The sequence below is a fragment of the Streptomyces sp. NPDC090025 genome (genome assembly GCF_044748125.1).
Lineage (GTDB): Bacteria > Actinomycetota > Actinomycetes > Streptomycetales > Streptomycetaceae > Streptomyces.
The window spans coordinates 27,340-50,644 of sequence record NZ_JBIVFL010000012.1; the positions used below are offsets into that span (position 1 = coordinate 27,340).

24 protein-coding genes are annotated in these 23,305 nt (G+C 72.9%); 8 read left to right on the forward strand and 16 right to left on the reverse strand.

What is annotated here, in order from left to right:
* Positions 1 to 55 precede the first annotated feature (55 nt).
* The 4 genes from ACIPXM_RS25015 to ACIPXM_RS25030 all read right to left on the reverse strand — a co-directional run bounded on the left by ACIPXM_RS25015 (position 56) and on the right by ACIPXM_RS25030 (position 4,166).
* Entirely contained in the window at positions 56 to 1,204 is a 1,149-nt protein-coding gene (locus ACIPXM_RS25015; RefSeq protein WP_401659273.1) for an acyl-CoA dehydrogenase family protein, read from the reverse strand.
* Complete coding sequence (locus tag ACIPXM_RS25020; protein WP_401659276.1) at positions 1,201 to 2,418, reverse strand: acyl-CoA dehydrogenase family protein; 1,218 nt, start codon at positions 2,416 to 2,418, stop codon at positions 1,201 to 1,203. The genes ACIPXM_RS25015 and ACIPXM_RS25020 overlap by 4 nt, the downstream gene beginning before the upstream one ends.
* Entirely contained in the window at positions 2,415 to 3,383 is a 969-nt protein-coding gene (locus ACIPXM_RS25025) for an NADPH:quinone oxidoreductase family protein (RefSeq protein WP_401659279.1), read from the reverse strand. The genes ACIPXM_RS25020 and ACIPXM_RS25025 overlap by 4 nt, the downstream gene beginning before the upstream one ends.
* An 81-nt stretch (positions 3,384 to 3,464) precedes the next feature.
* A complete protein-coding gene (locus ACIPXM_RS25030) occupies positions 3,465 to 4,166 on the reverse strand; it encodes a helix-turn-helix domain-containing protein (RefSeq protein WP_401659282.1) in 702 nt (233 codons plus the stop codon).
* A 124-nt stretch (positions 4,167 to 4,290) separates the two neighbouring features.
* Here ACIPXM_RS25030 and ACIPXM_RS25035 point away from each other — a divergent pair, with 124 nt between their 5' ends.
* From ACIPXM_RS25035 to ACIPXM_RS25045, 3 genes are all read left to right on the forward strand, one after another.
* The gene (locus tag ACIPXM_RS25035; RefSeq protein ID WP_401659855.1) at positions 4,291 to 5,289 is read left to right on the forward strand and encodes an NAD(P)/FAD-dependent oxidoreductase; all 999 of its coding nucleotides are present in this window, start codon (positions 4,291 to 4,293) and stop codon (positions 5,287 to 5,289) included.
* 49 nt (positions 5,290 to 5,338) lie between these two features.
* Complete coding sequence (locus tag ACIPXM_RS25040) at positions 5,339 to 6,271, forward strand: SDR family oxidoreductase (RefSeq protein ID WP_401659284.1); 933 nt, start codon at positions 5,339 to 5,341, stop codon at positions 6,269 to 6,271.
* A gap of 190 nt (positions 6,272 to 6,461) precedes the next feature.
* Positions 6,462 to 7,241 carry a VOC family protein gene (locus tag ACIPXM_RS25045; protein ID WP_401659287.1) on the forward strand — a complete coding sequence of 260 codons (780 nt, stop codon included), beginning with the start codon at positions 6,462 to 6,464 and terminating at the stop codon, positions 7,239 to 7,241.
* A 20-nt stretch (positions 7,242 to 7,261) separates the two neighbouring features.
* On the opposite strand, the gene ACIPXM_RS25050 is transcribed toward ACIPXM_RS25045, so the two are convergent.
* Positions 7,262 to 7,612, reverse strand: coding sequence for a hypothetical protein (locus ACIPXM_RS25050; protein WP_401659290.1), 351 nt, complete (start codon positions 7,610 to 7,612; stop codon positions 7,262 to 7,264).
* Positions 7,613 to 7,704: 92 nt separating this feature from the next.
* Between ACIPXM_RS25050 and ACIPXM_RS25055 the strand changes: the two genes are divergently transcribed.
* Positions 7,705 to 8,136, forward strand: coding sequence for a hypothetical protein (locus ACIPXM_RS25055; protein ID WP_401659293.1), 432 nt, complete (start codon positions 7,705 to 7,707; stop codon positions 8,134 to 8,136).
* Positions 8,137 to 8,437: 301 nt separating this feature from the next.
* On the opposite strand, the gene ACIPXM_RS25060 is transcribed toward ACIPXM_RS25055, so the two are convergent.
* Positions 8,438 to 8,644 (reverse strand): DUF397 domain-containing protein, encoded by a 207-nt coding sequence (locus ACIPXM_RS25060; protein WP_401659296.1) that lies wholly within the window; start codon positions 8,642 to 8,644, stop codon positions 8,438 to 8,440.
* Positions 8,641 to 9,468: a DUF5753 domain-containing protein gene (locus tag ACIPXM_RS25065; RefSeq protein WP_401659298.1), complete on the reverse strand. Its 828-nt coding sequence runs from the start codon at positions 9,466 to 9,468 to the stop codon at positions 8,641 to 8,643. Before ACIPXM_RS25065 ends, ACIPXM_RS25060 begins: the two co-directional genes overlap by 4 nt.
* A 595-nt stretch (positions 9,469 to 10,063) precedes the next feature.
* On the opposite strand from ACIPXM_RS25065, the gene ACIPXM_RS25070 reads away from it, so the two are divergent.
* The 4 genes from ACIPXM_RS25070 to ACIPXM_RS25085 all read left to right on the forward strand — a co-directional run bounded on the left by ACIPXM_RS25070 (position 10,064) and on the right by ACIPXM_RS25085 (position 13,305).
* Complete coding sequence (locus ACIPXM_RS25070) at positions 10,064 to 10,453, forward strand: hypothetical protein (RefSeq protein ID WP_401659301.1); 390 nt, start codon at positions 10,064 to 10,066, stop codon at positions 10,451 to 10,453.
* A gap of 875 nt (positions 10,454 to 11,328) precedes the next feature.
* A complete protein-coding gene (locus ACIPXM_RS25075) occupies positions 11,329 to 11,784 on the forward strand; it encodes an NUDIX domain-containing protein (RefSeq protein ID WP_401659304.1) in 456 nt (151 codons plus the stop codon).
* A gap of 104 nt (positions 11,785 to 11,888) precedes the next feature.
* Complete coding sequence (locus tag ACIPXM_RS25080) at positions 11,889 to 12,767, forward strand: hypothetical protein (protein WP_401659307.1); 879 nt, start codon at positions 11,889 to 11,891, stop codon at positions 12,765 to 12,767.
* A 91-nt stretch (positions 12,768 to 12,858) separates the two neighbouring features.
* Positions 12,859 to 13,305 carry a hypothetical protein gene (locus ACIPXM_RS25085; RefSeq protein WP_401659310.1) on the forward strand — a complete coding sequence of 149 codons (447 nt, stop codon included), beginning with the start codon at positions 12,859 to 12,861 and terminating at the stop codon, positions 13,303 to 13,305.
* A gap of 206 nt (positions 13,306 to 13,511) precedes the next feature.
* On the opposite strand, the gene ACIPXM_RS25090 is transcribed toward ACIPXM_RS25085, so the two are convergent.
* From ACIPXM_RS25090 to ACIPXM_RS25130, 9 genes are all read right to left on the reverse strand, one after another.
* Positions 13,512 to 13,907 carry an SsgA family sporulation/cell division regulator gene (locus tag ACIPXM_RS25090; RefSeq protein WP_401659312.1) on the reverse strand — a complete coding sequence of 132 codons (396 nt, stop codon included), beginning with the start codon at positions 13,905 to 13,907 and terminating at the stop codon, positions 13,512 to 13,514.
* Positions 13,908 to 14,016: 109 nt separating this feature from the next.
* A complete protein-coding gene (locus ACIPXM_RS25095; RefSeq protein WP_401659315.1) occupies positions 14,017 to 14,853 on the reverse strand; it encodes an enoyl-CoA hydratase/isomerase family protein in 837 nt (278 codons plus the stop codon).
* A gap of 60 nt (positions 14,854 to 14,913) precedes the next feature.
* Complete coding sequence (locus tag ACIPXM_RS25100) at positions 14,914 to 15,675, reverse strand: PIG-L deacetylase family protein (protein WP_401659317.1); 762 nt, start codon at positions 15,673 to 15,675, stop codon at positions 14,914 to 14,916.
* A gap of 65 nt (positions 15,676 to 15,740) precedes the next feature.
* On the reverse strand, positions 15,741 to 17,054 hold the full coding sequence (locus ACIPXM_RS25105; RefSeq protein ID WP_401659320.1) for an alpha/beta fold hydrolase: 1,314 nt from the start codon (positions 17,052 to 17,054) through the stop codon (positions 15,741 to 15,743).
* A gap of 121 nt (positions 17,055 to 17,175) precedes the next feature.
* Entirely contained in the window at positions 17,176 to 18,642 is a 1,467-nt protein-coding gene (locus ACIPXM_RS25110) for a cellulase family glycosylhydrolase (protein ID WP_401659322.1), read from the reverse strand.
* 212 nt (positions 18,643 to 18,854) lie between these two features.
* Entirely contained in the window at positions 18,855 to 19,244 is a 390-nt protein-coding gene (locus tag ACIPXM_RS25115; protein ID WP_401659325.1) for a VOC family protein, read from the reverse strand.
* Between the two features lie 197 nt (positions 19,245 to 19,441).
* Positions 19,442 to 20,272 (reverse strand): ammonia-dependent NAD(+) synthetase, encoded by an 831-nt coding sequence (gene nadE, locus ACIPXM_RS25120; protein WP_401659328.1) that lies wholly within the window; start codon positions 20,270 to 20,272, stop codon positions 19,442 to 19,444.
* 63 nt (positions 20,273 to 20,335) lie between these two features.
* Positions 20,336 to 21,490 (reverse strand): sulfite oxidase, encoded by a 1,155-nt coding sequence (locus ACIPXM_RS25125; protein WP_401659331.1) that lies wholly within the window; start codon positions 21,488 to 21,490, stop codon positions 20,336 to 20,338.
* A 65-nt stretch (positions 21,491 to 21,555) separates the two neighbouring features.
* Entirely contained in the window at positions 21,556 to 23,196 is a 1,641-nt protein-coding gene (locus ACIPXM_RS25130; protein WP_401659334.1) for a molybdopterin-dependent oxidoreductase, read from the reverse strand.
* Between the last annotated feature and the right edge of the window lie 109 nt (positions 23,197 to 23,305).

The window sequence follows — 23,305 nt, forward strand, 5'->3', positions numbered from 1 at the left end:
GCCGGGGCCCCGGTCGGGACCCCGGCGGAGTGGCGACGGAGTGGCGGCGGGAGCCTCAGCGGGGTGCCGGGAGGTCCATCAGGGCGGCGATCGTGTCCTGGTGGCGGCCGGGCGAACCGAGCGCGGTCCGGGACGACATGGCCCGCTTGAGCGCCAGGTGCGCCGGGTGCTCCCAGGTCATCCCGATGCCGCCGTGCAGCTGGACGCACTCCTCGGCGGCGTGCACGGCGACCTTGGCGCAGTACGTCTGGGCGACGGCCACGGTGAGCGCGGCGTCCGGCGCGCCGGTGGCGAGCGCGTCGGCGGCGGCGCGGGCGACGGCCCGCGCGCCGACCAGTTCCAGCCAGAGCTGGGCCATCCGGTGCTTCAGCGCCTGGAAGGAGCCGATCGGCCGGTTGAACTGGTGGCGCTCCTTGGTGTGCCGGACGGTCTCCTCCAGGCACCAGGCGGCGAGCCCCAGCTGCTCGGAGGCGAGCAGTCCGGCGCCCGCGAGCAGCCCGCGCCGGACGGCCGACCCGGCGGCGGCCGGGTCGGCGAGCCGGATGCCGGTGACGCCGTCGGTGTCGACGACGGCGAGCGGGCGGGTGAGGTCGAGCGGCACCTGCGGGGTGATCCGGGCGTCGGCGGCCGGGACCCCGTACAGACCGTCGGCACGCGGCACGAGCAGCACGTCGGCGGCGATCGCGTCGGCGACGGCGGGCACCGGGCCTACTGCGTCGGTGTCGGTGTCGGTGTTGGCGTCGGTGTTGGCGTCGGGGCCGGTGGAGAGCGGGACGGCGAGGACGGCGACGGTGCCGCCGTCCGCGAGCCCGGCGAGCAGCTCGGCCGCCGGGCCGTCCGGGCCACCCGATCCGCCGCGCTCCGGGCCGAGCGCGAGCAGGGTCTCGGTCGCCACCACGGCGCTGGTCAGGTACGGGGCGGGGGTGACCGCCCGGCCCAGCTCCTCCAGGACCACCGCGGCCTCGCGGTGGCTCGCGCCCTGGCCGCCGAGGTGCTCGGGCACCAGCAGTCCGGCGACGCCGATGCCGCCCGCGAGGGCTTCCCAGAGGCCGGGGAGGTACGGGCTCCCGCCCTCGATCCGGGCGAGCACGGCCTGCGGCCCGGCCCGGTCGGCGAGCAGGGCACGGACGGCGGACCGCAGGTCCTCCTCCGTGTCGCTGTAGAGCAGGTCGAGCGGCGGCGCTTCACCGGCCGGGTGCGTCATCGGGCGAGGTCCTTCCAGGCGACGTCCTTGTCATTGCGGGGCTCGGACGGCAGGCCGAGGACCCGTTCGGCGACGATGTTGAGCAGGATCTCGGTCGTGCCGCCCTCGATCGAGTTGCCCTTGGAGCGCAGATAGCGGTAGCCCGCGTCACGGCCGGTGAAGTCGACGAGGTCGGGCCGGACCATCGCCCACTCGCCGTACAACAGGCCCTCGTCGCCGAGGAGTTCGACCTCCAGGGCGCTGATGGTCTGGTTCAGCCGGGCGAAGTTCAGCTTCATGGCGCTGCCTTCGGGGCCCGGCTGGCCCGCCACCAGTTGCTGGCGCAGGCGTTCGCCGGTGAGCCGGGCGACCTCGGCGTCCACCCACAGGTCGAGGAGGCGGCGGTGGAGTTCGTGGGTGCGCCGTTCGGGGCGGGCGCGCCAGGTGTCGGCGGCCTTGCCGATCATGCCGCCCTCGCGGGGGATCCGGGCGCCGCCGATGGAGACCCGCTCGTTCATGAGGGTGGTCTGGGCGACCCGCCAGCCGTCGCCGATCTCGCCGAGCCGGTGGGCGTCGGGGATCCGGACGCCGGTCAGGAAGACCTCGTTGAACTCGGCCTCGCCGGTGATCTGGCGCAGCGGCCTGACCTCGACGCCGGGGTCGGTCATGTCGCAGACGAAGTAGCTGATGCCCCGGTGCTTGGGCACGTCGGGATCGGTGCGGGCGATCAGGATGGCCCAGCGGGCCACATGGGCGCTGGAGGTCCACACCTTCTGTCCGGTGACGATCCAGTCGTCGCCGTCGCGGACCGCGCGGGTGCCGAGGGCGGCGAGGTCGGAGCCCGCGCCGGGCTCGCTGAACAGCTGGCACCAGACCTCCTCGCCGCACCACAGCGGCCGCAGGAAGCGTTCCTTGACCGCGTCGGAGCCGTAGGCGAGGAGGGTCGGGGCGGCCATGCCGAGGCCGATGCCGATCATGCGCGGGTCGTTGTCGGGGGCTTCGGCTGCGGCGAGTTCGGCGTCCACGACGACCTGGAGGGAGCGCGGGGCGCCGAGGCCGCCGAGTCCTGCCGGGTAGTGCACCCAGGCGAGCCCGGCGTCGAACCGGGCTCGCAGGAAGTCGGCGCGGGGCGTGTCGGCGGGCGGGTGCGCGGCGAGCAACCGGCGGGTCCTGGCGACCAGTTCGTCGGCGGTGGGGGTGACGCCCGGTGTTCCGGCGCGGGCGGTGTCGGTCATGCGCCGGCTCCCGCCGGGAGGACGACGAGTCGGCCGGTGGTGACGCCCTCGGAGAGCCGCTGCACGGCGTCGGCGGCGGCGCCGAAGGGGACGCGCTCGCTGACGTACGGCTTGATCAGGCCCTTGGCGGCGAGCTCGGTCAGGGTCTCGTGGCAACGCGGCACGGCCGCCGGGTCCTTGAGGTTGTACAGGCCCCAGTGGAGGCCCACGATCGAGTAGTTCTTGATCAGGGCGTGGTTGAGGGCGGGGGCCGGGACGGTGCCGCTCGCGAAGCCGACGACGACGATACGGCCCTCGAACGCGACCAGTTTGGCGGACTGCTGGTACGCGGCGCCGCCGACCGGATCGTAGATCACGTCGGCGCCCCGGCCGCCGGTGGCCTCCTTGACGGCGGCGACGACGTCCTCGGCGTGCCGGTCGACGACCACGTCGCAGCCGAGGTCGCGGGCGACGGCCGCCTTGTCGGCGCCGCCGACCACGCCGATCACGGTGGCGCCCGCGGCCTTGCCGAGCTGGACGGCGGCGCTGCCGACCCCGCCCGCGGCGGCGTGCACGAGCAGTGTCTCGCCCTCCTTCAGGGCGGCCCTGCGGTGCAGGCCGAACCAGCCGGTCTGGTAGCCGATGTGGAGCGCGGCGGCCTCGGCGTCGTCCAGCGCCTCGGGTGCGGGGAGCAGGGCGGCGGCGTCGGCGACGGTGTACTCGGCGAGGCCGCCGTACGGCAGGGCGGGGGTGGCGATGACCCGGCGCCCGTCCTCGGTCTCGGCGCAGATCTCCACCCCGGGGGTGAACGGCAGCGGCGGCCTGACCTGGTACTGGCCCCGGCAGAGCAGCGCGTCGGGGAAGTTGAGTCCGGTGGCGCGGACCTTCAGCAGCACCTGTCCCGGGCCGGGCACCGGCCGGTCGGTGTCGTCGAGCTGCATCACCTCGCCCGGTTCGCCGTTCTCGTGCACTCGCCATGCCTGCATCCGGGGCCTCCACGTGCCGTCGTCCGTCCTGCCTGGTCGACCGCATACTAAGCGGTCGCTTGGCGTTCGGGGAACAGGCGCTCAGGACTTCCCGCCGGAGCCGCCGGAGCTGTCGGATCCGTCGCCCTCCCCCTTGGCACCCTTGGGCCTGGCCCGTACGTGCATCCGCTCGCCCTGCGGGCCGAACAGGCTCAGGAACTCCACCCGGCGGTCCCCGGCCGGGCCGAACCAGTGCGGCACCCGGGTGTCGAACTCGGCCGCCTCCCCCGCGCCGAGCACCACGTCGTGCTCGCCGAGCACCAGGCGCAGCGTGCCGGACAGCACGTACAGCCACTCGTAGCCCTCGTGCACCCGGGGGTCGGGGACCTCGGCGCCCGGCTCCTGGATCACCTTGTACGCCTGGAGGCCGCCGGGCTGGCGGGTGAGCGGGTACAGGGTGCGGCCGTGCCGGACGATCGGCCGGGCCCTGACCCGGGGGTCGCCGACCGGTGGCGCGCCGACCAGTTCGTCGAGCGGGACCTGGTGGGCGCGGGCGATCGGGAGCAGCAGTTCCAGGCTGGGCTTGCGCTGGCCGGACTCCAGGCGGGACAGGGTGCTCACCGAGATGCCGGTGGAGGCGGACAGGTCGGCGAGGGTGGCGCCCCGGTCCCGGCGGATCCGGCGCAGCCGGGGGCCGACCTCGGAGAGCACGGCGTCGATCCGGGCGTCACCGTCCTCGGCGGTCTCGGCGCCTTCGGCGCTCTCGGTTGCGGCGGAGTGGGTCGCGTGGTCGTGGCGGGTCATGGATCCATTGCAGAAACAGCAAGCACGTTTGTCAATACGGTGGCCTCGGAGCCACCCTCGGCACATGAACGAGACGATGCGTGACGCGGTGGACGACGTGGTGGTCGATGGGGTGGACGACGTGATGGACGATGGGGAACACGGCACGGTGTACGACGTGGTGGTGGTCGGCGGCGGCGCGGCCGGGCTCAGCGCGGCCCTGGTCCTCGGCCGGGCCCGGCGGCGCACGCTGGTGGTGGACGCGGGCGAGCCGCGCAACGCGCCCGCCGCGCACCTGCAGGGCTATCTCACCCGGGACGGCATGAGCCCGGCCGCGTTCCTGGAGCTCGGCCGGCGCGAGATCGCCGGGTACGGGGTGGAGTGGACGGACGGCCTGGTGACGAGCGCGGCCCGGGAGCCGTCCGGGACCGACGGCGCCGGTGACGACGGCGACGGCGACGGCGACGGCGTCTTCACGCTCGGCCTCGCGGACGGGCGGCGGGTGCGGGCCAGGCGGCTGATCGTGACCACCGGGCTCGCCGACGAGCTGCCGGGCATCGGCGGGGTCGCGGCGCGCTGGGGCCGGGACGTGCTGCACTGCCCGTACTGCCACGGCTGGGAGGTGCGGGACCGGGCCTTCGGTGTGCTCGCGCATCCGGTGCTGCCCGCGCACCAGGCGCTGATGGTCTCGCAGTGGTCGGACGACGTGACGCTGTTCCTGCACACCGCGCCCGAGCCCTCGGCCGAGGACGCGGCGCGGCTCGCGGCGGCCGGGGTGACGGTGGTGACCGGCGAGGTGGCGGAGCTGACGGTCGTGGACGACCGGCTGACCGGGGTGCGGATGGCGGACGGGCGGCTCGTGGCGCGCGAGGTGCTGTTCGTGCCGACCCGTACGGTGGCGCGCGACGGGCTGCTCACCGGGCTCGGCGCGGAGCTGGCCGAGGGGCCGTTCGGCACGTTCGTGACCGTCGACCCGACGGGCCGCACCAGCGTGCCCGGCGTGTGGGCGGCGGGGAACGTGACCGGGCCGCATGAGCAGGTGGTGAACGCGGCGAGCGGTGGCTACCGAGCCGCCGCGGCCGTCAACGGCGATCTGATCTTCGCCGATCTCGACGCCAAGGCAGCCGCCGCAAAGGCTCTTTGACGGGTCGTCAGCTCTTCAGTTCTGCGGTCCGCCGCGCTATCGATGCGCCATGACGAACTCCTCCGCGCCCCGCTCCCCCGCCACCACGCTCCCCGGGCTGGCCGCCCCGCCTCCGGTGGGCGCGGCGGCGTTGCCGCCCGGCGCCTTCGCCGGGCGCGCGGTCCTGGTGACCGGGGGCGGGTCGGGGCTCGGGAAGGCGGTGGCGGCGGAGTTCGCCCGGCTCGGCGCGGATCTCGCGATCGTCGGGCGGACCGCCGAACGGCTGGCCGCCGCCCGCGAGGAGCTGGCGGCGGTCGCCGGGACCCGGGTGGTGACCGCCGTGTGCGACATCCGGGAGCCGGAGCGGATCGCCGCCGCCCTCGACACGGTGGAGACCGCGCTCGGCGCCCGGCCGGACGTCCTGGTGAACTGCGCCGCCGCCAACTTCCCCGTACCGGCGGAGGACTTGTCGCCGAACGGCTGGCGGGCGGTGGTGGACATCACGCTCACCGGCACCTGGTTCACCACCCGGGAGTTCGGCCGGCGGCATCTGGCGGCGGGGACCGCGGCGTCGGTGCTGAACGTCGGCGCCTCGTACGCGTGGACCGGCGGGCCCGGGTACGCGCACTCGGCGGCGGCGAAGGCCGGGGTGAAGAACCTGACCGAGACGCTCGCCGTGGAGTGGGGCCCGTACGGCATCCAGGTGAACGGCCTGGTGCCGGGTCTGATGCCGCACGAGGACATGGTCCCGGCGGTGCGGGCCAACCTGGACCGGGCCGAGGCCGACCCGGCGGGCGGCCCGGGCCTGCGCCAGCCCGCGCTGCGGGTCGGGCTGCCCCGGGAGCTGGGCTGGGCCGCGACCTTCCTGGCCTCCCCGTACGCCCGCTTCATCAGCGGGCACACGCTGGTGGTGGACGGCGCGAACTGGCAGCGCCGGGCGCTGGTCAACGAGCCGGTGGTGACGGTGCGGGAGCAGCTGGGCCGGGGCCCGTTCACCGGCTGACCGCCGCCACGCGCGCGGGGTGCGGCCCGGGCGCGCGCCGGGGGCGGCCGCGCTGCGCCGTGCGGATGAAACCCGTCGGGCCCCGCTGCGCCCGCCCCGGTCGGCCCGCAGGATCGGCCAAGGTGGCCGAAACCCCTGCCATCCGCCGTCACGGCACGGCCTCCCCACCAGAAGGGACGGGACCCTCCCCATGCTCGGTACGGACTTCACCACCGGCTCCCCCGACTGGCTCGACCTCGGCACCCCGGACACCGGCGCCGCCGCCGCGTTCTACGGCCGGGTCTTCGGCTGGACCCTGCTCCCGGGCGGCCCCGACGCGGGCGGCTACGGCTTCTTCCAGCTGGGCGGCCGTACGGTCGCGGCGCTCGGCCCGCTCACCGAGGAGGGCGCCACCAGCGCCTGGACGCTGTACTTCCAGACCTCCGACGCCGACGCGACGACGCAGGCGGTGGAGAAGGGCGGCGGCGCGGTGCGGGTGCCGCCGATGGTGGTGATGGACGCGGGCCGGATGGCCGCGTACACCGACCCGGCGGGCGCCGAGTTCGCCGTCTGGGAGCCGGACAACGTCCCGGGCATCGAGGCGGCCTCGGAGGTCGGCACCCTGCTCTGGGCCGAGCTGCACGTCCCGGAGCCGGAGCGGACCCTCGGGTTCTACCAGGGCGTGTTCGGCTGGCGGTGGCAGGAGATGGACGCGCCGGGCATGACCTACCGGGTGCTGTCCACGGCCGCGGGCGACCTCCAGGACGCCTCGTTCGGCGGGGTGGCGCCGCTGCACCCGGACATCGAGAAGCCGCTGTGGATCCCGTACTTCCATGTGGCGGACGCGGACGCGACCGCCACGGCGGTGACGGAGTCCGGCGGCTCGGTCCTGATGCCCCCGGCGGACACGCCGGGGGTGGGACGCCTCGCCTGGTTCGCGGACCCGTTCGGCGCGCCGTTCGCGGTCCTGAAGCCGGACCCGACGATGTGACGCGGCGCGCGGACCGGGCGTCAGGTCCCGGGGTGTTCCTCCCGCTGCTCCTCACGGCCGACACCGGGTGCCTGCCGCTTGGCCGAGCCACCGCCCGCGTCGCGCGTCGATCCCCGACGGCGCGCCTGCCGTGCCTCGTCGGCCTCGGCCGCCCGGGAGCGCCCGCGCGGTCCGTCGGCGCCCTCTGCCCCGGCCCGTACGTCCCGCGGGGTCGGCGCGGTGATGTTCCGCTGCTCGGCGGACCGCTCACGCGCCCGCTCGTCGACGCGCGGGTCGCCCTTGTCCCCGGGGGTGCGCCCGGCGTCGCCGGTCGTCGCCCCGGATCGTCCGCCGCGGCGGTGGGACCGCCCTCCGGTCTCGTTCGTACGCATGGCGTTTCTCCTCGCTGCTCGCCGCCCCGGGTCCGGTCCTCCGCGTCCCGGCACGGGCGCGGAGAGAGCTGTTCGAAATCTTGGGGTGGGGCATGGGTACCGAAAGGTCATGGATCGCGGCGAACCGGGCATCGACTGCAACCGGGACGGTCGTCGAGCTGCGGACAGAGGTGTTCGAAAAGGGACCCGGCGGTCTGTTTTGGCGTTGGGTGCCCGCGTACGGCGTTCCGTCGCGGCATGTTCATGCCGTCAGTGACGGGCAGCTCGCCGCGGCATTCGCGCTGCACGGCCCTCGCGTCGCGGGGCTGCTGGAGACGTGCTCCGAGATGATGTGGCGGATCACCGCCCATGTCACCGGCACGCCCGACGACGTGGTCGGACAGTGGTACTGGCAGCGCTTCGAGGAGACCGACCGGTGGATCCCGAATTCCGAACCCTGGGTCGTTCTGGAGGACCGCGCGCGACTCGCGGCACTGCGCCGTGCGCGTCGGCTCGCTGACCAGCTCGACCAGGACGCGGCATGACGGCAACCCCGGTCCGCAGGTTCGTCGACGGCGCAGAGTCCAAGGACGGCGCGTACACCACCGCGGCCCTCATGGCGAGGGCGCTCGTCCGAGCCGGCCTCACTGCGCGGTACGGCGTGAGCGTGCACCGCATCCCGGTTTCCCGCATCGAGTCGGGGTGGGGGGTGTGGGTTACGGACCGCGAGCCCGACCAGCCTCCGCCCGCCGCCGCGGCCACCCTGTTGCCGTCCGTTCGAGCTGCCGCATAGCAAAGGCCCCGCCCTACCTCCAACGTGGAGGCGGGGCGGGGCCTTTCGTCGTTTCAGGCGTCGATCTGCCTACTCTTGACGCTCTTGATGAACGCGGAGAACGCGGCGACGGGTACGGCGAGCACCGGGCCGCTCGGGTTCTTCGAGTCACGGACAGGAACCACGCCGCTGGAAGCGATGAGATTGCGGGCGACCTCGACGCAGTTGGCGCCGGGTTCGCTGTAGGTGGACTTGGACCACTGCGGGGTCTGGGACGTCACGGAAGAGCCTTTCGTGCCTTGCGGATCATGGCCACCGTTGCCGCCTGCGACAGGGCTTCGGCTTGCACCTGATGGTAGGCCGTCAGCAACGGGAACACTGCTGCCGATTCCCGCTCTAGATAGCCCCTCATCTGCGACTCGGCGTAGACCATGACGGTCATGTCCGGCATGGTCAACAGGTTTGTCGGCAGGGCGAGCGCACGTCGTTCGCCTATCTCGAAGGGTGCGACTTGAAGCACGGCGTTCGGTAGCTCTGCCACCTCTAGCAAGCGATCAAGCTGCGCGCCCATGACTCCGGGACCGCCCACCTGTCGGCGGATGCAGCTCTCGTCCATCACGACCAGCATCATGGGCGGGCGAGGGCGAACCAACATGGACTGCCGTTCGGCCAGGAACGCAACAAGTTCGTCTGCCTGGTCGTGCGTGATGGCACCTCGTCGTACGGCGCTGCTCGCCAGGCATCGGGCGTACTCGGGAGTCTGGAGCAAGCCGGGGACAATCCCGATGTCGAAGAGCCGCAGCTCTACGGCTTGCCCCTCATGCTCCACGTACTCGGGGAAGCCTTCCAGTAGCGAGCCCTGGTTCATCTCGCGCCACTCGCGTTCGAACATGTCGTCGGTCCCGAGTGCAGCATCCGCGCGCCGAGCGAGCCGCAAAGTCGGAAACTTTCGACCAGTTTCGACACCCGAAATATGCGTCCCTGAATATCCCATCGGGATACCCAACTCAACCTGTGACAGCCCCCGTTCCCGCCGCAACCTGCGGAGACGTGCTCCGAACGCAGCTTGCGGTGACGCATCCGGGTCTAAGTCCTTCTGGTTCACCACTCTGTCTCCAACTTGCCGTCCTGTCCTGACACGTTGAACGGGTCCCGACTGTAGGCCACGCTGACGCCCTCAGGTAGTGGAAGCGCTACGGAGAGGAGCGGTTACGTGCCCGAACAAACGCCCATGCACCATCCGTCCGTGCCCCCGCCGCCGACGATTCGGCTCGAACGGGGATCGTTCGTGGTGGACACCCGAGACGGCCGGATCGGCCGCGTGGTGGACCGCGAGGGCCCTCGCCTGTACCTGCGGCCCCTCGGCGGTGGAATCGAGTGGACCGCCGGCGGCGAGGACCTGCGGTGCCCGACCGAACCGGAGATGGAGACGATCCGGGCCGTCATGACACCGGTCTCGCGAACGGTGCCATAGCGATGGGCGGTCGAACGATGCGACCTTCCGCTGAGGGTTTCCCTCCGACTGAGATACCCGTTCCGGAGTGCAGCATCTGCGTGCTACTGGCCGAGTGGCGCACGTACCGCGCTTCGACGGGCAACCCGTCCGGGGCCCTGGACTGCGTGGTGGAGATCCGCAACCACCCCCACGCTCCGCCCAAGATGACCATCCCGAAGCATGGTCCGCCGCGCAGACGGACACCGTGACCGCGACGATGGCCAAACCTCTCGTTTACCGCATGGACAGGCACCCCGATGCGGAAGTGACCATGACCGCGCAGTGCCTGGCCGGGGCCTGTACGTGGGAGGCACAGCCCACCGCGGACCCGGTGCAGTCCACCGTGGAGTGCGAAGCGCACACCGCCGACAGCGGGCACGACACGTTCACGGTCGCCCTGGAATACATCGCTCTGGTGACCGTGAACGAGGTACCCGGTGAAGATCACAGCTCTGGCCGTGACCATTGCAAGCTGCATGGTTCTCGGCGCCCTGATCGTGGTCATCGCACGGTGAACGGACGGCACCTTGCCTGGAACGGCGCCCAGTTCGGGGTGGCCTTCCTGGCGGGTTTCCTTCCCGCCGTCCTGCGTTGATCCTCCCTCCCCCCTGTTCCCGTCTTCCTTTTCCGCGGCCACGACCAGGCCGACGACGACGAACCCGATCGAAAGCAACTGATGCGTACCGACCGATTACCTGCCGCAGACCTGCGGCGAGGGCACCGCGTGATCTCGTCCACCGGAGCCGTGCGCGCTATTGGCGACGTGCAGAGGCGGCAGGGCATCCGTCACGCCTGGATCCTGGTGGACTGGGTGGGGCCGGTGCAGTCCCGTTCGATGCTCCACCCGACCGCAGTTCTCCCCGTGCGGCGCGATCCCGCTCCGACCGTCAGAACGACGCTCCCCAACGGAATACGGATCCTGCTGCCGTGAGCCGCAACCGCCGCACCCGCGCCGAAGTCCTGGAACTCCTCAGCGTCGTAAAGCGGATGGACGACGGCAGGATACTGCGGGTCCGATGCCCCAACCCCGGGTGCCTGCGTGACGTGACTGTGTCGCGCAGTGCCGTGGACGAGCACACGAGCTACGTAACCGGCGAACACTGTCCTACCTCCGGCGCCGCCTTTGAGGACCGCGTACCCCCATCCGCACGCCGCAACTGACCCAAGTCCCTCCGCCCTTCCGGGCGGAGCGTGCAGTCCTGCGAGCCGTAAACCGTCCGGGCCGGACCGGACGGTGGAAGCTCCCTCGCGCGGAGTCACCCCATAGGGCGCCCTCGGGTCTCTACAGCGGCGCCGCCGGCTCCCTCCAACGTGGCGGTGGGGGACTGCACATGCGGGCCTTGCCTACGTTCCTCCCCCGGGAGCGTGGGCGGGGCCCGCAAATGAGGCAGTGACCTGCCGAAGCACGCAGGGGTTGCACATCGCGAGCGTGCGACCGGCACGCTGCCCAACCCAACGAAAGGCGTCATCGTGAAACGACTCGTCACCCGGCTCTGGCGGCTCATCCGGGGCCCGTTGCAGTGGCGTGTCCTGTGGTTCGCCCACGCCAAGTTCATGGTCGGCGTCACCGGTGTCGTACGCGACGACCAGGGGCGCGTTCTCCTCCTCAAGCATCGGATGTGGCCACCGGAGCGGCCGTGGGGACTTCCCACGGGCTACGCGATCAAGAGCGAGGAGTTCCCGGCGACCATCGTTCGGGAGGTGAAGGAAGAGACCGGACTTGATGTCAAGCCCGGTCGCCTGGTGAGCGTGACGAGCGGTTACAGGCTCCGCGTGGAAGTCGCCTACGAGGCACTACACGCCGGAGGAACGCTGTCCATCGATGGCTTCGAGATCTTGGAGGCGCAGTGGTTCAAACCGGACTCCCTGCCGGAGGGGATGCAGGACTCCCACCGGCAGCTCATCAGGGACACAACCCCGTCGTAGCCCCTCTGGCACCGAACGAAACGGTGGTCGGCACGCATGCGTCAAAGGCTCTGGCCGGGCTGCGGGCCGACACCGGTGTCCTTACCTCGGCTCACCCCGACCACGTGTTCCGCACCGCCACGGAACGGCTGGCCCGATGGCAGGCGGCTGGTCTGGACACGGGCGTCTTCCACGCCGGCTTCTACATGGCGTGGGATCGCTACGCCGGACTCGGACTCTCCCAGATGCTTCCGCTACACCGGGTGCTGGTCGGGGCGGAGTCCACACGGAACGGTGCGTTCGGGGGCTTCCACCACCCCGACCAGGGTTACAGACACCTGCAAATGTGCGCCGTCGTCACCATGCACGGTCCGTTGGAGAGCGACGTTCCCGAGCGGGCAGACTTGGCGCTGCTCGACCTGCTGCGGGCCTATGCCCATGACTGCCTCCACTACGGCTCCCGGCGCCGGTACGTGTCCGTTGCGGGCAAGCTGGTCCGGACGCAGTACGGCATCAACTTCCGCCGGGTCTCGGGGCAGACCTACTCGGCAGCGGACCCGGAGGGTACCCCGTACACGCGGAACCTCGGGGTGGTCATGGAGGGAGCGTGCGACCGGGAAGCACGTCGGCTCACCCGTGACGCAGCAACCCGCGCAGAGATCAGCGAGCCCGACGACCCCATAGGACGGCTCGCGTTCCGCGACACCACGGGCACGCTCACGCGAGAGGCCGTGACGACGTGGGCGGCCGGTGAACAGCCCGACGAGGTTACCCGTTACGCGGGAGCGCTCTGCCGCTACGAGCGGAAAGTGAACCAGCGCTATGCCTCGTTCCTGGACGAGTTCGCCCCGGGTGAGGAGGAGGAGTTGCACACCCTCTTGCTGCGCGCGGTGATCAGCGGGGAAACGAAGGTTCTTTCGGAGTGGCTCGACTCGCGGCACGGCCCCGGGACGCTCGCGGGTGTCTTCCGTGCTGACGCCTATCTCGCTCCGCCGACCGACTGATTGAACCTCTGAGACGGTCACTCACACTGCCCCGTCCGTGCGCTGCCCCCGTGGTGCACGGGCGGGGCCCTCCCCCACCCTGAAGGTGTCCATGTCCCGCCGTATCTCTGCGCAGCGTGCCGCTGTCTGTGATGCCGCCCGCGCCGACAAAGATGTGATCATTTTCCGCGTTCAGGCGGGTGAGCGAATAGCGCAGATCGCGGACGACTACGGCGTGTCTGACACGTGGCTGCGCGCCCGGCTGGACGAATGGCGCGTTCCCCGCCGCCCCCGCCGGCGGCTTCGCTCCGGATACGTCTTCCGTGGACGCGCCCGCCGTTCGCCGGAAGAACTCGCCGCCGCGCGGGCACGGTTCGTGCAGCGGCGTGACGAGGTGTCCACGCGGTACGCCTCTGGTGCCGTCTCCGCCAACGCCCTTGGACGAGAGTTCGGCATCAGTGATCGATGGATCGCCGCACAGCTCCATGAGTGGGGCGTGCCCGTGCGCAATTGGGGCGAGGCCGTTGACATCCTCCGGCGCCGCGCCCATTCCCGGTGACCCTCTCCCCGACCGAAACCGGGCCCCGCCATGCCCATGCCCGTTCCCGATGCCGCCGCTAGCAGCAACGAGCGGCCCCCGCCCCGAACCAGGACCCTCCATGTTGCAGTGCACGGCCGTCCGTCCGCCCCACGGACGGGGCGAGTGCCCCGTACGGCCGGACGCAAACGTCGGGTGGCAGCCGGGGCCGGGCGCGGGCCGTCGGTTCAGGCCGTCAGGAGGCGGGTGACGCAGGTGTCCCAGTCGACGTGGCGTCCCTCGGTGCCGAGCGGGACCAGGCGCAGGGTGGCGGTGAGGAACCGGGCGAGGGACGCGGTGGTGGTGCGCAGCAGGGCGATGCCGCCCGGGCCGCCCAGGGCGATCACCGTCTCGCCGTCCCCGGCGGGGGCGATGTGGACGTCGCCGTCCCCGGCCGGGCGTTCCAGGCCGGCGAGCAGCAGGTCCCGGGACAGCAGCCAGCGGGTGCCGCCTTCGGCGTCGTCGAAGTGCATCGCGACGGCGTACGGGTCGGCGGTGCGGTAGTGGCACCGGGTGCGCACGCTCCGGCCGTGGACGGAGCCGGTGATCAGCATGAGCGGTAACTGGGCGGTCGCTTCCTGCATGAATGCTGCCTTCCCTGTGGGTGACGGAACGGTGGGACACCGCGGTTCGTCTGCCCCGCCGGTGCGAATCAACTCCCGTCGTGGAAAGGTGGGTTGATCGGACAGAAGCTCACCGGCCCTCGAAGTGCGGCGGGCGGCGGGCGGCCTTCGCCGCGTAGCCCTCGCGGGCGTCGTCGGAAGTGAGGGTGAGGGCGGCCGCGAGCGCGGTGCGGTCGAGGGCGGCGGCGAGGCCCTGGTCGGCGTAGGCGTCGATGTTGCGTTTCACGGCGCGTACGGCGAGCGGCGCGGCCGCCGCGATCGTCGCGGCGACGGCGGCCGCGGCCCCTGCCAACTCCTCCTTGGGCACGACCTGTTGGACGAGGCCGAGCCGGGCGGCGGTGGCCGCGTCGATGCGGCTGCCGGTGAGGGCCAGGTACTTGGCCCAGCCCGCGCCCGCGTCGCGGGCGATGCGCAGGTCGCCGCCCGCGTCGACGGCGACGCCGATGCCGGTCTCGGGGAGCGCGAGGACGGCGTCGTCGGCGGCGATCCGGATGTCGGCCATCAGGGCGAGTTCGAAGCCGAAGCCCAGGCAGTAGCCCTGGACGGCGGCGACCACCGGCTGCGGCAGCCGGGCGAAGGCGGCGAAGCGTTCGTGGACCCAGCGGATGCCCTCCGCGTAGCGCGCGGTCCGTTCGGCGGCCGAACGCCCGGTGATGGCGCCGCCGGGCGCGGTCACGTCGATCCCGGCGCAGAAGGCGCGGCCCTCGGCGCGCAGCAGCACCACCCGGATCCGTTCGTCGAAGCGGATCCGGTCGGCGATCAGACCGAGCTGGCGGCTGGCCTCCCAGCTCCAGCCGTTGAGCTTGTCGGGGCGGCACAGGACGACCTCGCCGATGCCGTCGTCGCGGACCCGGAAGGCGATCCTTTCCTCGCCCTCCGGGACCTCCTGGTCGAGCGTGTCGAGCACCGCGGCCCCCTGTGTGACGGATCGTCAGATCAGTGACGCGGGGAGCCTAGCCGGGGACGGCTAGCGCGGGAACACCTCGAACGCCACCGCAGGGCGGCCGCCGAAGCGGGCGGCGGACCGCCCGGTCGACTCGGTCACGAAGTCGCGGCAGTACGCCTCGACGTCCTGGTCGGTCAGCGCCTCGATGTAGGTGCGGTGGGCGCGCAGCGAGCGCATGGCCCGGTCGAGTCCCGGGGTGGCGTCGACGGCGTGGGTGGGCCGGTCCGAGCCCGCGACGGCCACCCAGCGGACCCCGTTCCACGGTTCGAGGTCCTGCTCGGCGAGCTCGGGGAAGATCCAGCGGTTGCCCGCGTCGGCCGCCGCGTCCAGGGTGGCCCGGCCGACCGCGCGGTGGTCGGGGGTGTTCCAGAAGCCGCCTGGCCCGGGGCCCCAGGTGTCGCGGTGGTTGAGGGTGATGACGAGCTCGGGCCGGTGGCGGCGGATCGCGGCGGCGATGTCGCGGCGCAGGCCGAGCCCGTACTCGATGACGCCGTCCCGGTGGTCGAGGAACTCCACGGTGCCGACCCCGACCACGGCCGCGCTGTCCCGCTGCTCGCGTTCGCGCAGCGGTGCGCAGTCGGCCGGGGCGAGGGTGTCGATGCCCGCCTCGCCCCGGCTGACGAGGAGGTAGCCGACCTCCTTGCCCGCGTCGGTCCAGCCCGCGACGGCGGCGGCGCAGCCGTACTCCAGGTCGTCGGGGTGGGCGACGACGGCGAGCGCGCGCTGCCAGTCGGTGGGCATCTCGCCCAGCGGGGCGGTGTGTTCGGTCTGCTGCTCGGTCATGCGCGCAGGATATGCGCCGCGGGTGCGCGATCCGTGGGAGCCCGGCGGGGGGCGGGCCCGGCGGGTCAGAGCTCGCCGCGGGCCAGCGCGAGCAGCCGGTCCAGGACGCGGGGGCCGCCGGCCCGTACCCCGTCGTGCTCGAACTCGTCGGTGACCCAGGTGCGCAGCCCCCGTACGGCGCTCGCGGTGGCCAGTGAGTGGGCGGTGTCCACGTACATGTCGTCGTGGTAGACGGCGGCGGCCACCGGCACCTGGTTGGCGGCCAGCGCCTCGGGGTCGTACAGCGGGGTCCAGTCGGCGCGGGCGGCGAGGAGCTCGGCGGTCTCGCGCAGCGGGCGCAGCGCCGGGTCGGTGGTGAAGTGCCAGGGGTGCACGCTCTCGCCGGTGAACAGGACGGGCCCGTCGCCGGTGAGCGCCTTCGCGGCGTCGAACTCGGGGAACTCGGCGCGCACCCGTTCGGCGGCCCAGTCGGTGGGGCCGTGGCCGAGGGCGGGGCCCTGGGCGTAGATCGGCTCGTGGAGCAGGGCGTAGAGCGGGTGCCCGGCGTAGGAGAGGTGGGTCTGGACGGCTTCCAGGAAGGCGTCGGAGAGGGCGGGTCCGGCCGGGGTGGGGACGAAGGCGTCCTCCAGGAGGAGGTGGAGGCGGTGGGTGCCGTCGCCGCCGCCGAGCATGATGCCGAGGGACTGGAACGCCTCGGGGGTGAGCGGGCCGCCGCCGGGCAGCTCGACGCGGTGCTCGTGCAGGTGGGCGGCGATCGCGCGGACCCGTTCGACGTCGTCGGGGTAGCGGGCGTAGTGCGCCTCGTTCTTGCGCCGGATGCGGGGGTAGGCGGCGCGGTAGACCTCGTCGGCGCCCGCGCGCAGGGCGGGCAGGCCGCCGGTGATGAGGACGGTGGCGAGGCCGTCGGGCGCGGCACCGAGGTAGTGGGTGGCGCAGAAGCCGCCGAAGCTCTGGCCGAGGACCGTCCAGGGGGCGCCGCCGGTGAGTTCACGGCGGATCAGTTCGCAGTCCTTGACGATGGAGTCGGCGCGGAAGTGGCCGAGGTACGCGGCCTGTTGGGCGGGGGTGCCGCGCAGCGGCAGGGTCTGCCGGTTGGCCGGGGTGGAGCGTCCGGTGCCGCGCTGGTCGAGCAGCAGGACGCGGAACTCGCGCACCGCCCGGCCGATCCAGTCCTGCGGGCCGACGGCGCGGCGGGCGCCGAAGCCGGGGCCGCCCTCCAGGTAGAGCAGCCAGGGCAGGTCGGTCCGGTCCGCCCGGTCGCTCGCGACGATCTCGCGGGCGTAGAGCTCGATGGTCTCGCCGTCGGGGTGCTCGTGGTCGAGCGGGACGGTGTAGTGCCGGTCGGTGAGGACGAGCCCGGGCTGGCGGTAGGTGGACAAGACGCGCTGCTCCTGTTCGTCGTACGCCCCCGCCAGCACAGTGGATCACATGGCGGGGGCGTACGCCCACCTCAGGAGCTCAGTGGTTGACGGAGGCGGGACCTTCGGAAGGCCGGGGCCGTCAGGAGGTCGGGAAGTCGTCCGCCGTACGGATCCGGTCGCGGATCCAGACGCCGGCCGGCTTCAGGGAGCTGGTGCCGGTGTAGGGGCCGCCCGCGTTGCAGGTGCCGGTCTTGAAGACGGCGCCGGTCCGCTCGTCGTCGGAGTAGTTCCAGTTGACCCAGCTGATCTTCTTCGAGGCCATGAGGTCCAGGTACTTCTGGCTCATGGTGAAGTCGTTGCTGCCCTCGCCCGCGTAGTTCTGGGTGCCGAACTCGGTGACGAAGACGGGGAGCTTGTCGGCGGCCCTGGACAGGGTGTTCAGGTACTCCTCGCGGTGCGAGTACGCGTAGAAGTGGAAGGTGTACATGATGTTCGACGCCTTCACCGGGCTGGCGACGACCTCGGACTCGTTGGCGTCGTCGGAGACGCCGAAGGAGGACCAGGCGCGGGTGCCGACGAGGATCGGGGCCTCGGCGTCCTTGGCGCGGATGACCGGGATGATCTCCTCGGCGTAGCTCTTGATCCGGGACCAGGCGACCTCGCTGGGCTCGTTGGCGATCTCGTAGAGCAGGTTGGTCTTGTTGCCGTGCTTCTGGGCGATCTCGGTGAAGAAGGTCTTGGCGCGGGCGAGGTTGTAGTACGGGTCGCCCGGGTCGAGCATGTGCCAGTCGACGATCACGTACATGCCGCGCGCGGTGGCCTGGTCGATGATCGAGGAGGCCAGGTCGGTGAACTTGCGCGGGTTGGTCTGGTAGCCGTCCTCCTGGACGTACGTGGAGACGCGCAGCACGTCCGCCTTCCAGTCCTTGGCGAGCGCGTCGAGCGAGCTGCCGTTGACGCAGTTGGCGTACCACTGGGTGCCGTGCGTGGACATGCCGCGGAGCTGGATCGGCTTGCCGTACTGGTTGCACAGCTTGGTGCCGCAGACCTTCAGCTGGCCGTTGACGGCCGCCGGGGTGGTGCCGGTGGGCGGCGGGGTGGTGGCGCCGTCGGCGGCGAGGCTGTCGACGTTGGGGCCGCCGTTGGCGGTGGTGGCGGTGGCCCGGACGGTGTTGGCACCGGCCTTGAGGGCGGCGGTGACGGTGGTGGAGGCCCAGGTGGTCCAGGCGCCGGTGCCGGCGAAGGACTTGGCGGCGGCGACCACGGTGCCGTTGACGCTGATGTCCATCGGGCGGTCGACGGTGGTGCCGTTGGCGTACCGCAGGGTCAGCTTGGTGCTGCCCGCGGCGGCGGCGTTGACGTTCCACTGCACGTAACTGCCGCTGACGTTGTCGTAGTTGACGAATCCGGTACCGGTGAACCCGGTGTGGTTGGACTCGACGACGCCCTGGGAGACGGTCGCCGCCTCCGCCTCCAGGACGGCGGGGGCGGCGACGGCGGCCGGGGAGGCCGCGCCGAGGCCGAGGAGCAGGGTGGCGAGGGTGGCCACGGCGGTTCCGACGCCCGCGAGCGGGCGCCAGGGGCGTATCGATCGTGCCGAAGTCATGGGGGATCTCCACGGAACGATGTTTTGGAAGGAAACTTTACTATCGGATGAATAGCAGCCCTTTCACGCCACCCGCAAGGGTCATGACAAGGTAAAAACGAAACCGCCGCCGCCTCCCCGGTCCAACGGACGGGGAGACGACGGCGGTTCACCGCACATTCCGGACGGATCTCCGGACGGGTCTCCGGACGGCCGCGCGGCCTGAGCCGGCGTCAGCTCTGCAGCAGGGCGATGACGTTCTTCGACGGGTCGGTGAACCAGGCGATGGCCGGGCCGCGTTCGTCGCGGCAGATGCCCTTGGCGTCGAACTCGAAGCCCGGGTACCGCTCGAAGGTGACGCCCTTGTCGCCGAGCGCGTCGACGGCGGCGTCGATGTCGGCGACCTCGAAGTTGAGGACCGTGAAGCCCGCCGGGGCGTGCTGGTCGCCCTTGGGGTAGACGAGGACGCGGGCCCCGCCGGACAGGGTGAGGAAGAGCATCCGCATCTCGCCCACCCCCTCCTCGGCGACCTGGAGACCGAGGGTGTCCCCGTAGAAGGTCCTGGCGGCGTCGAGGTCGGCGACCGAGAAACTGCTGAACGCGGGCGTACTGCCGAACAACACGGGTGGTTCTCCCTTCGTGGAGCCTGCGCCGACGCCCTGTCGGGGTCGGCGCCGTCCCTCCAGGGCACACCCGCGTCCCTCCCCCGGCCACCCCCCGCCACGCGGAAACCGCCGGATGGGCCCCGGCTGTCACCCGGGGGATGCGCGCGGGGCCGCGGTCGGGGCCCGGTCAGCTCAGGGCCCGGTCAGCGGGGTGCTCAGGGCGCGATCGGCAGGCGGCGCTTGTGGTCGGTCAGCCGGTAGCGGCGCACGATGGCCTCCGCGGCGGCCTCGCCGACCGGCTTGCCCTCCAGGAAGTCGTCGATCTCGTCGTACGTCACACCGAGCGCGTCCTCGTCCGGCTTGCCCGGGTCCAGCGTCTCCAGGTCGGCCGTCGGCACCTTCCAGACCAGCTCGGCGGGGGCGCCGAGCGCGGCGGCGACCGCGCGCACCCGGCGCTTGGTGAGGCCGGTGAGCGGCACCAGGTCGGCGGCGCCGTCGCCGTGCTTGGTGAAGAAGCCGGAGACCGCTTCGGCGGCGTGGTCGGTGCCGACCACCAGACCGTCGTAGGCACCGGCGACCGCGTACTGGGCGATCATCCGCTGGCGGGCCTTGATGTTGCCCTGGGTGAAGTCCTGGTGGTGGGCGTCGCGGAAGACGACCCCGGCGGCCACGGTGGCGTCCAGTGCGGCGTCGCTCGCGGGCTTGATGTCCACGGTGAGCACCTGGTCGGCCTGGATGAAGTCCAGGGCCAGCTGGGCGTCGCGCTCGTCGGCCTGCACGCCGTAGGGCAGCCGCATCGCGTAGAAGGTGGCCTGATGGCCGGCCGCCCGGGCCCGCTCGACGGCGAGCTGACAGAGCCGCCCGGTGGTGGTGGAGTCCACGCCGCCGCTGATGCCGAGGACCAGGGCGCGCAGCCCGGTGGTGGTGAGGCGCTCGGTGAGGAAGGCGACCCGGCGCTCGATCTCGGCGCGCGGCTCGAAGGTCTCGGCGACCTCCAGGTCCCGGGCGATCTGCTGCTGCGGGGCGGTGGTCTCCGGGTCGGTCACGGGAATGCTCCTCGGTCGTGCGGTGCCGGTGGTTCGGTCCCCCTCGACTCTAGTCGGCCCTGCTCAGGCCAGGCACAGCAGCTCGACCCGCTGGACCAGGTTGTTCCCGAAGCCGCCGCGGTTCCAGGGCGCGGTGAGCGGCTGGGTGTGGCCCGCGCCGTCGGTGGCGCGGACGGTGAGGGTGTACGGGCCGGGCCGGGCGTGCCAGGTGACGTGCCAGGCGGCCCAGGCCCAGGGCCGTACCGGATCGGCGGTGACCTCGGCGTCGGTCCAGGTCCGCTCGCCGTCCCAGCTGACCTCGACCCGGGCGACCGGGGCGTGGCCGGACCAGGCGCGGCCGGTGAGCGGCACGGGGCCTGGCCTGACCACCCGGGTGCGGGTCATGAAGTCGGGGAAGCCGGGCGGCACCATCAGGGCGCGGGGCGCGATCAGGGTGACAGGGTCGCCGGGTTCGCCGGACGCCTGCCGGTAGCGGTAGGCGACGGTCTGCTGGAAGCCGGTGAACGGGGTGTCGGTGACGGTGAGCGTGCGCAGCCATTTCACCGACGCCATGCCGTACCAGCCGGGCACGACCAGGCGCAGCGGCCGGCCGTGCTGGGGCGGCAGCGGGGCGCCGTTCATGGCGTACGCGACGAGGACACCGCGCGCGGGGTCGGTGGCGGCGGCGACGGACAGCGAGCGGGCGTAGTCCTGCTCGACGCCGCGCTCCACGCCGTGGTCGGCGCCGGTGGCGACCACGTCGACGGCCCCGGGCCGTACCCCGGCCTCGGCGAGCAGGTCGGCGAGCGGCACCCCGGTCCAGTCGGCGGTGCCGACCGCCTCGGTCAGCCAGGGCTGGCTGACCGGGCGGGGCGCGAGCCGGGCGCGGCCGTTGCCCGCGCACTCCAGGGTGACCCGGTGGGTGACGGCGGGACGCTCGCGCAGGGCGGCGGGGTCGAGGGTGAGCGGCCGGTCCACCAGTCCTTCGACGGTGAGGGTCCACCGGTCGCCGGGGCCGTCGGGGGCGTACGGGATGTCGTAGTGGACCAGGACGTAGTGCAGGCCCGGCGGGGTGGTGTCGTGGCGCAGCGCTTCGAGCGGCAGGCCGTGGTTGCGGGTGGCGAGCGCCAGCTCGGCGCCGCTGATGCCCTCGTCGGGTCCGGCGAGCCGCCCGGGCGCGCTCACGTCCCCGAGCGCGGGCGCGTGCTCCGGGCGCGGCCGGGGCTCCGCTTGCTCCATGCCTCCATGGTGCGCCCGGCCGGGGCGGGGCACCCACTCGGCGCGGGCGCCCGGGGCCGCGGGCGCTACTCGACGGTGACGCTCACCGCGTGCCAGCCGGTCGCGCCGTTCGGCATGGTGTCGGCGCGTGCCTCGGTCTGGAGGGCGCCTGTGCCGTCGGTGGCGCGGACCGCGACGGTGTGGTCGCCGGGGGTGGCCTGCCAGCGGTGGACCCACTGGCGCCAGGTGTCGCGGCTGTCCTCGGCGCCGAGTTCGGCCTCCTGCCAGGGGCCGTCGTCGACCCGGACCTCGACCTTCGAGATGCCCCGGTGCTGGGCCCAGGCGACCCCGGCGACCGCGACGGTGCCGGCCTTGGGGCGGCTGAACGGGCGGGGCGTGTCGATCCGGGACTCGGTCTTCACCGGGGCCTGGGCGGACCAGCCGCGCGGCACCCAGTAGGCGTCGTACGCGGCGAAGGTGGTGAGCTCGATGGAGCTGATCCATTTGCAGGCGGACACATAGCCGTACAGTCCTGGGACCACCATCCGGACCGGGAAGCCGTGCGCGAAGGGCAGCGGTTCGCCGTTCATGCCGAAGGCGAGGAGCGCGTCGCGGCCGTCCATGACGTCCTCGACGGGGCTGCCGATGGTCATGCCGTCGACCGAGCGGGCGACCAGCTGGTCGGCCGTGCCACCGGCGGACGGCGGCCGGACCCCGCACGCGCGCAGCAGGTCGGCGAGCCGGACGCCGAGCCAGCGGGCGTTGCCGACGTAGGGGCCGCCGACCTCGTTGGAGACGCAGGCGAGGGTGATGTCCCGCTCGACCACCTCGCGCCGCATGAGGTCGGCCAGGGTGAACTCGCGCTCCCGCGCCACCCCGGCACCATGCACCCGCAAACGCCAGGTGTCGGCGTCGACGCGGGGCACGACGAGGGCGGTGTCGACCCGGTAGAAGTCCCGGTCGGGGGTGACGAAAGGGCTGATGCCGGGGACGTCGAGCTGGGCACCGGGCGGCACGGCGGGCGCGGGCGAGGCGGGCTTCGGCAGCCGCAGCGCGTTGCGGGAGGCGGCGGCGTGCTCGGAGCGGGTGGAGCCGACACTCCGGGCGAGGATCATCGCCCCGGTGGCCCCGACCGCCACTCCCGCCCCGGCGACCAGGAAGCTCCGCCGGTCGGTGCGCGGCGCGGAGCGCCAGCCCGCCGCCCAGGGGGGCGGGGGCGCGGTACGGGCGCTGGGCAGCCGCCGTACCAGCAGGTGGAGCAGGAGGGCGGCGGCCGCGGCGCCGGTCAGCGAGGGCCAGGCGTCGGTGAGGGACTCGGAGTCGGGCCGGGTGACGGCGGCGAGCGCGCCGGCCGCGCCGAGCACGGCGACCCCGGTGAGCGCGGCGGCCCTGCGGCGCAGCGCGAGCCCTCCGAGGGCGGCGGCGAGCAGGGTGAGCAGCACCAGGATGCCGAACGACAGGACCGCCTTGTCGCTCTCGCCGAAGGTGCGGATCGCCCAGTCCTTGACGCCCGCCGGGGTCCGGTCGACCACGGCGTCGCCGACCGCGGCGACCGGGCCCGCCTCGGGCCGGACCAGGACGGCGGCCACGGTGGCGACGGCGAGCCCGCCGTACCCGGCGAGGATCCCGGCGACGGCGGCGAGCAGCCGGTCGGTGCGGGTGGCGGGCCCGGGTGCGGCGGGTCCGGGGTTCGGCGGGGTGTCGGCAGACGGGGGCGCGGCGGTCATGCTGCCGATTCTGGGCCTCCGGGGGCGCCGGGCCGAGCATTGCGGGCCGTACGTCACCGAGCCGTAAGGAGTCGGGGGCCGGTCGGCGGTACGGGCGAGGGCGGCGGCC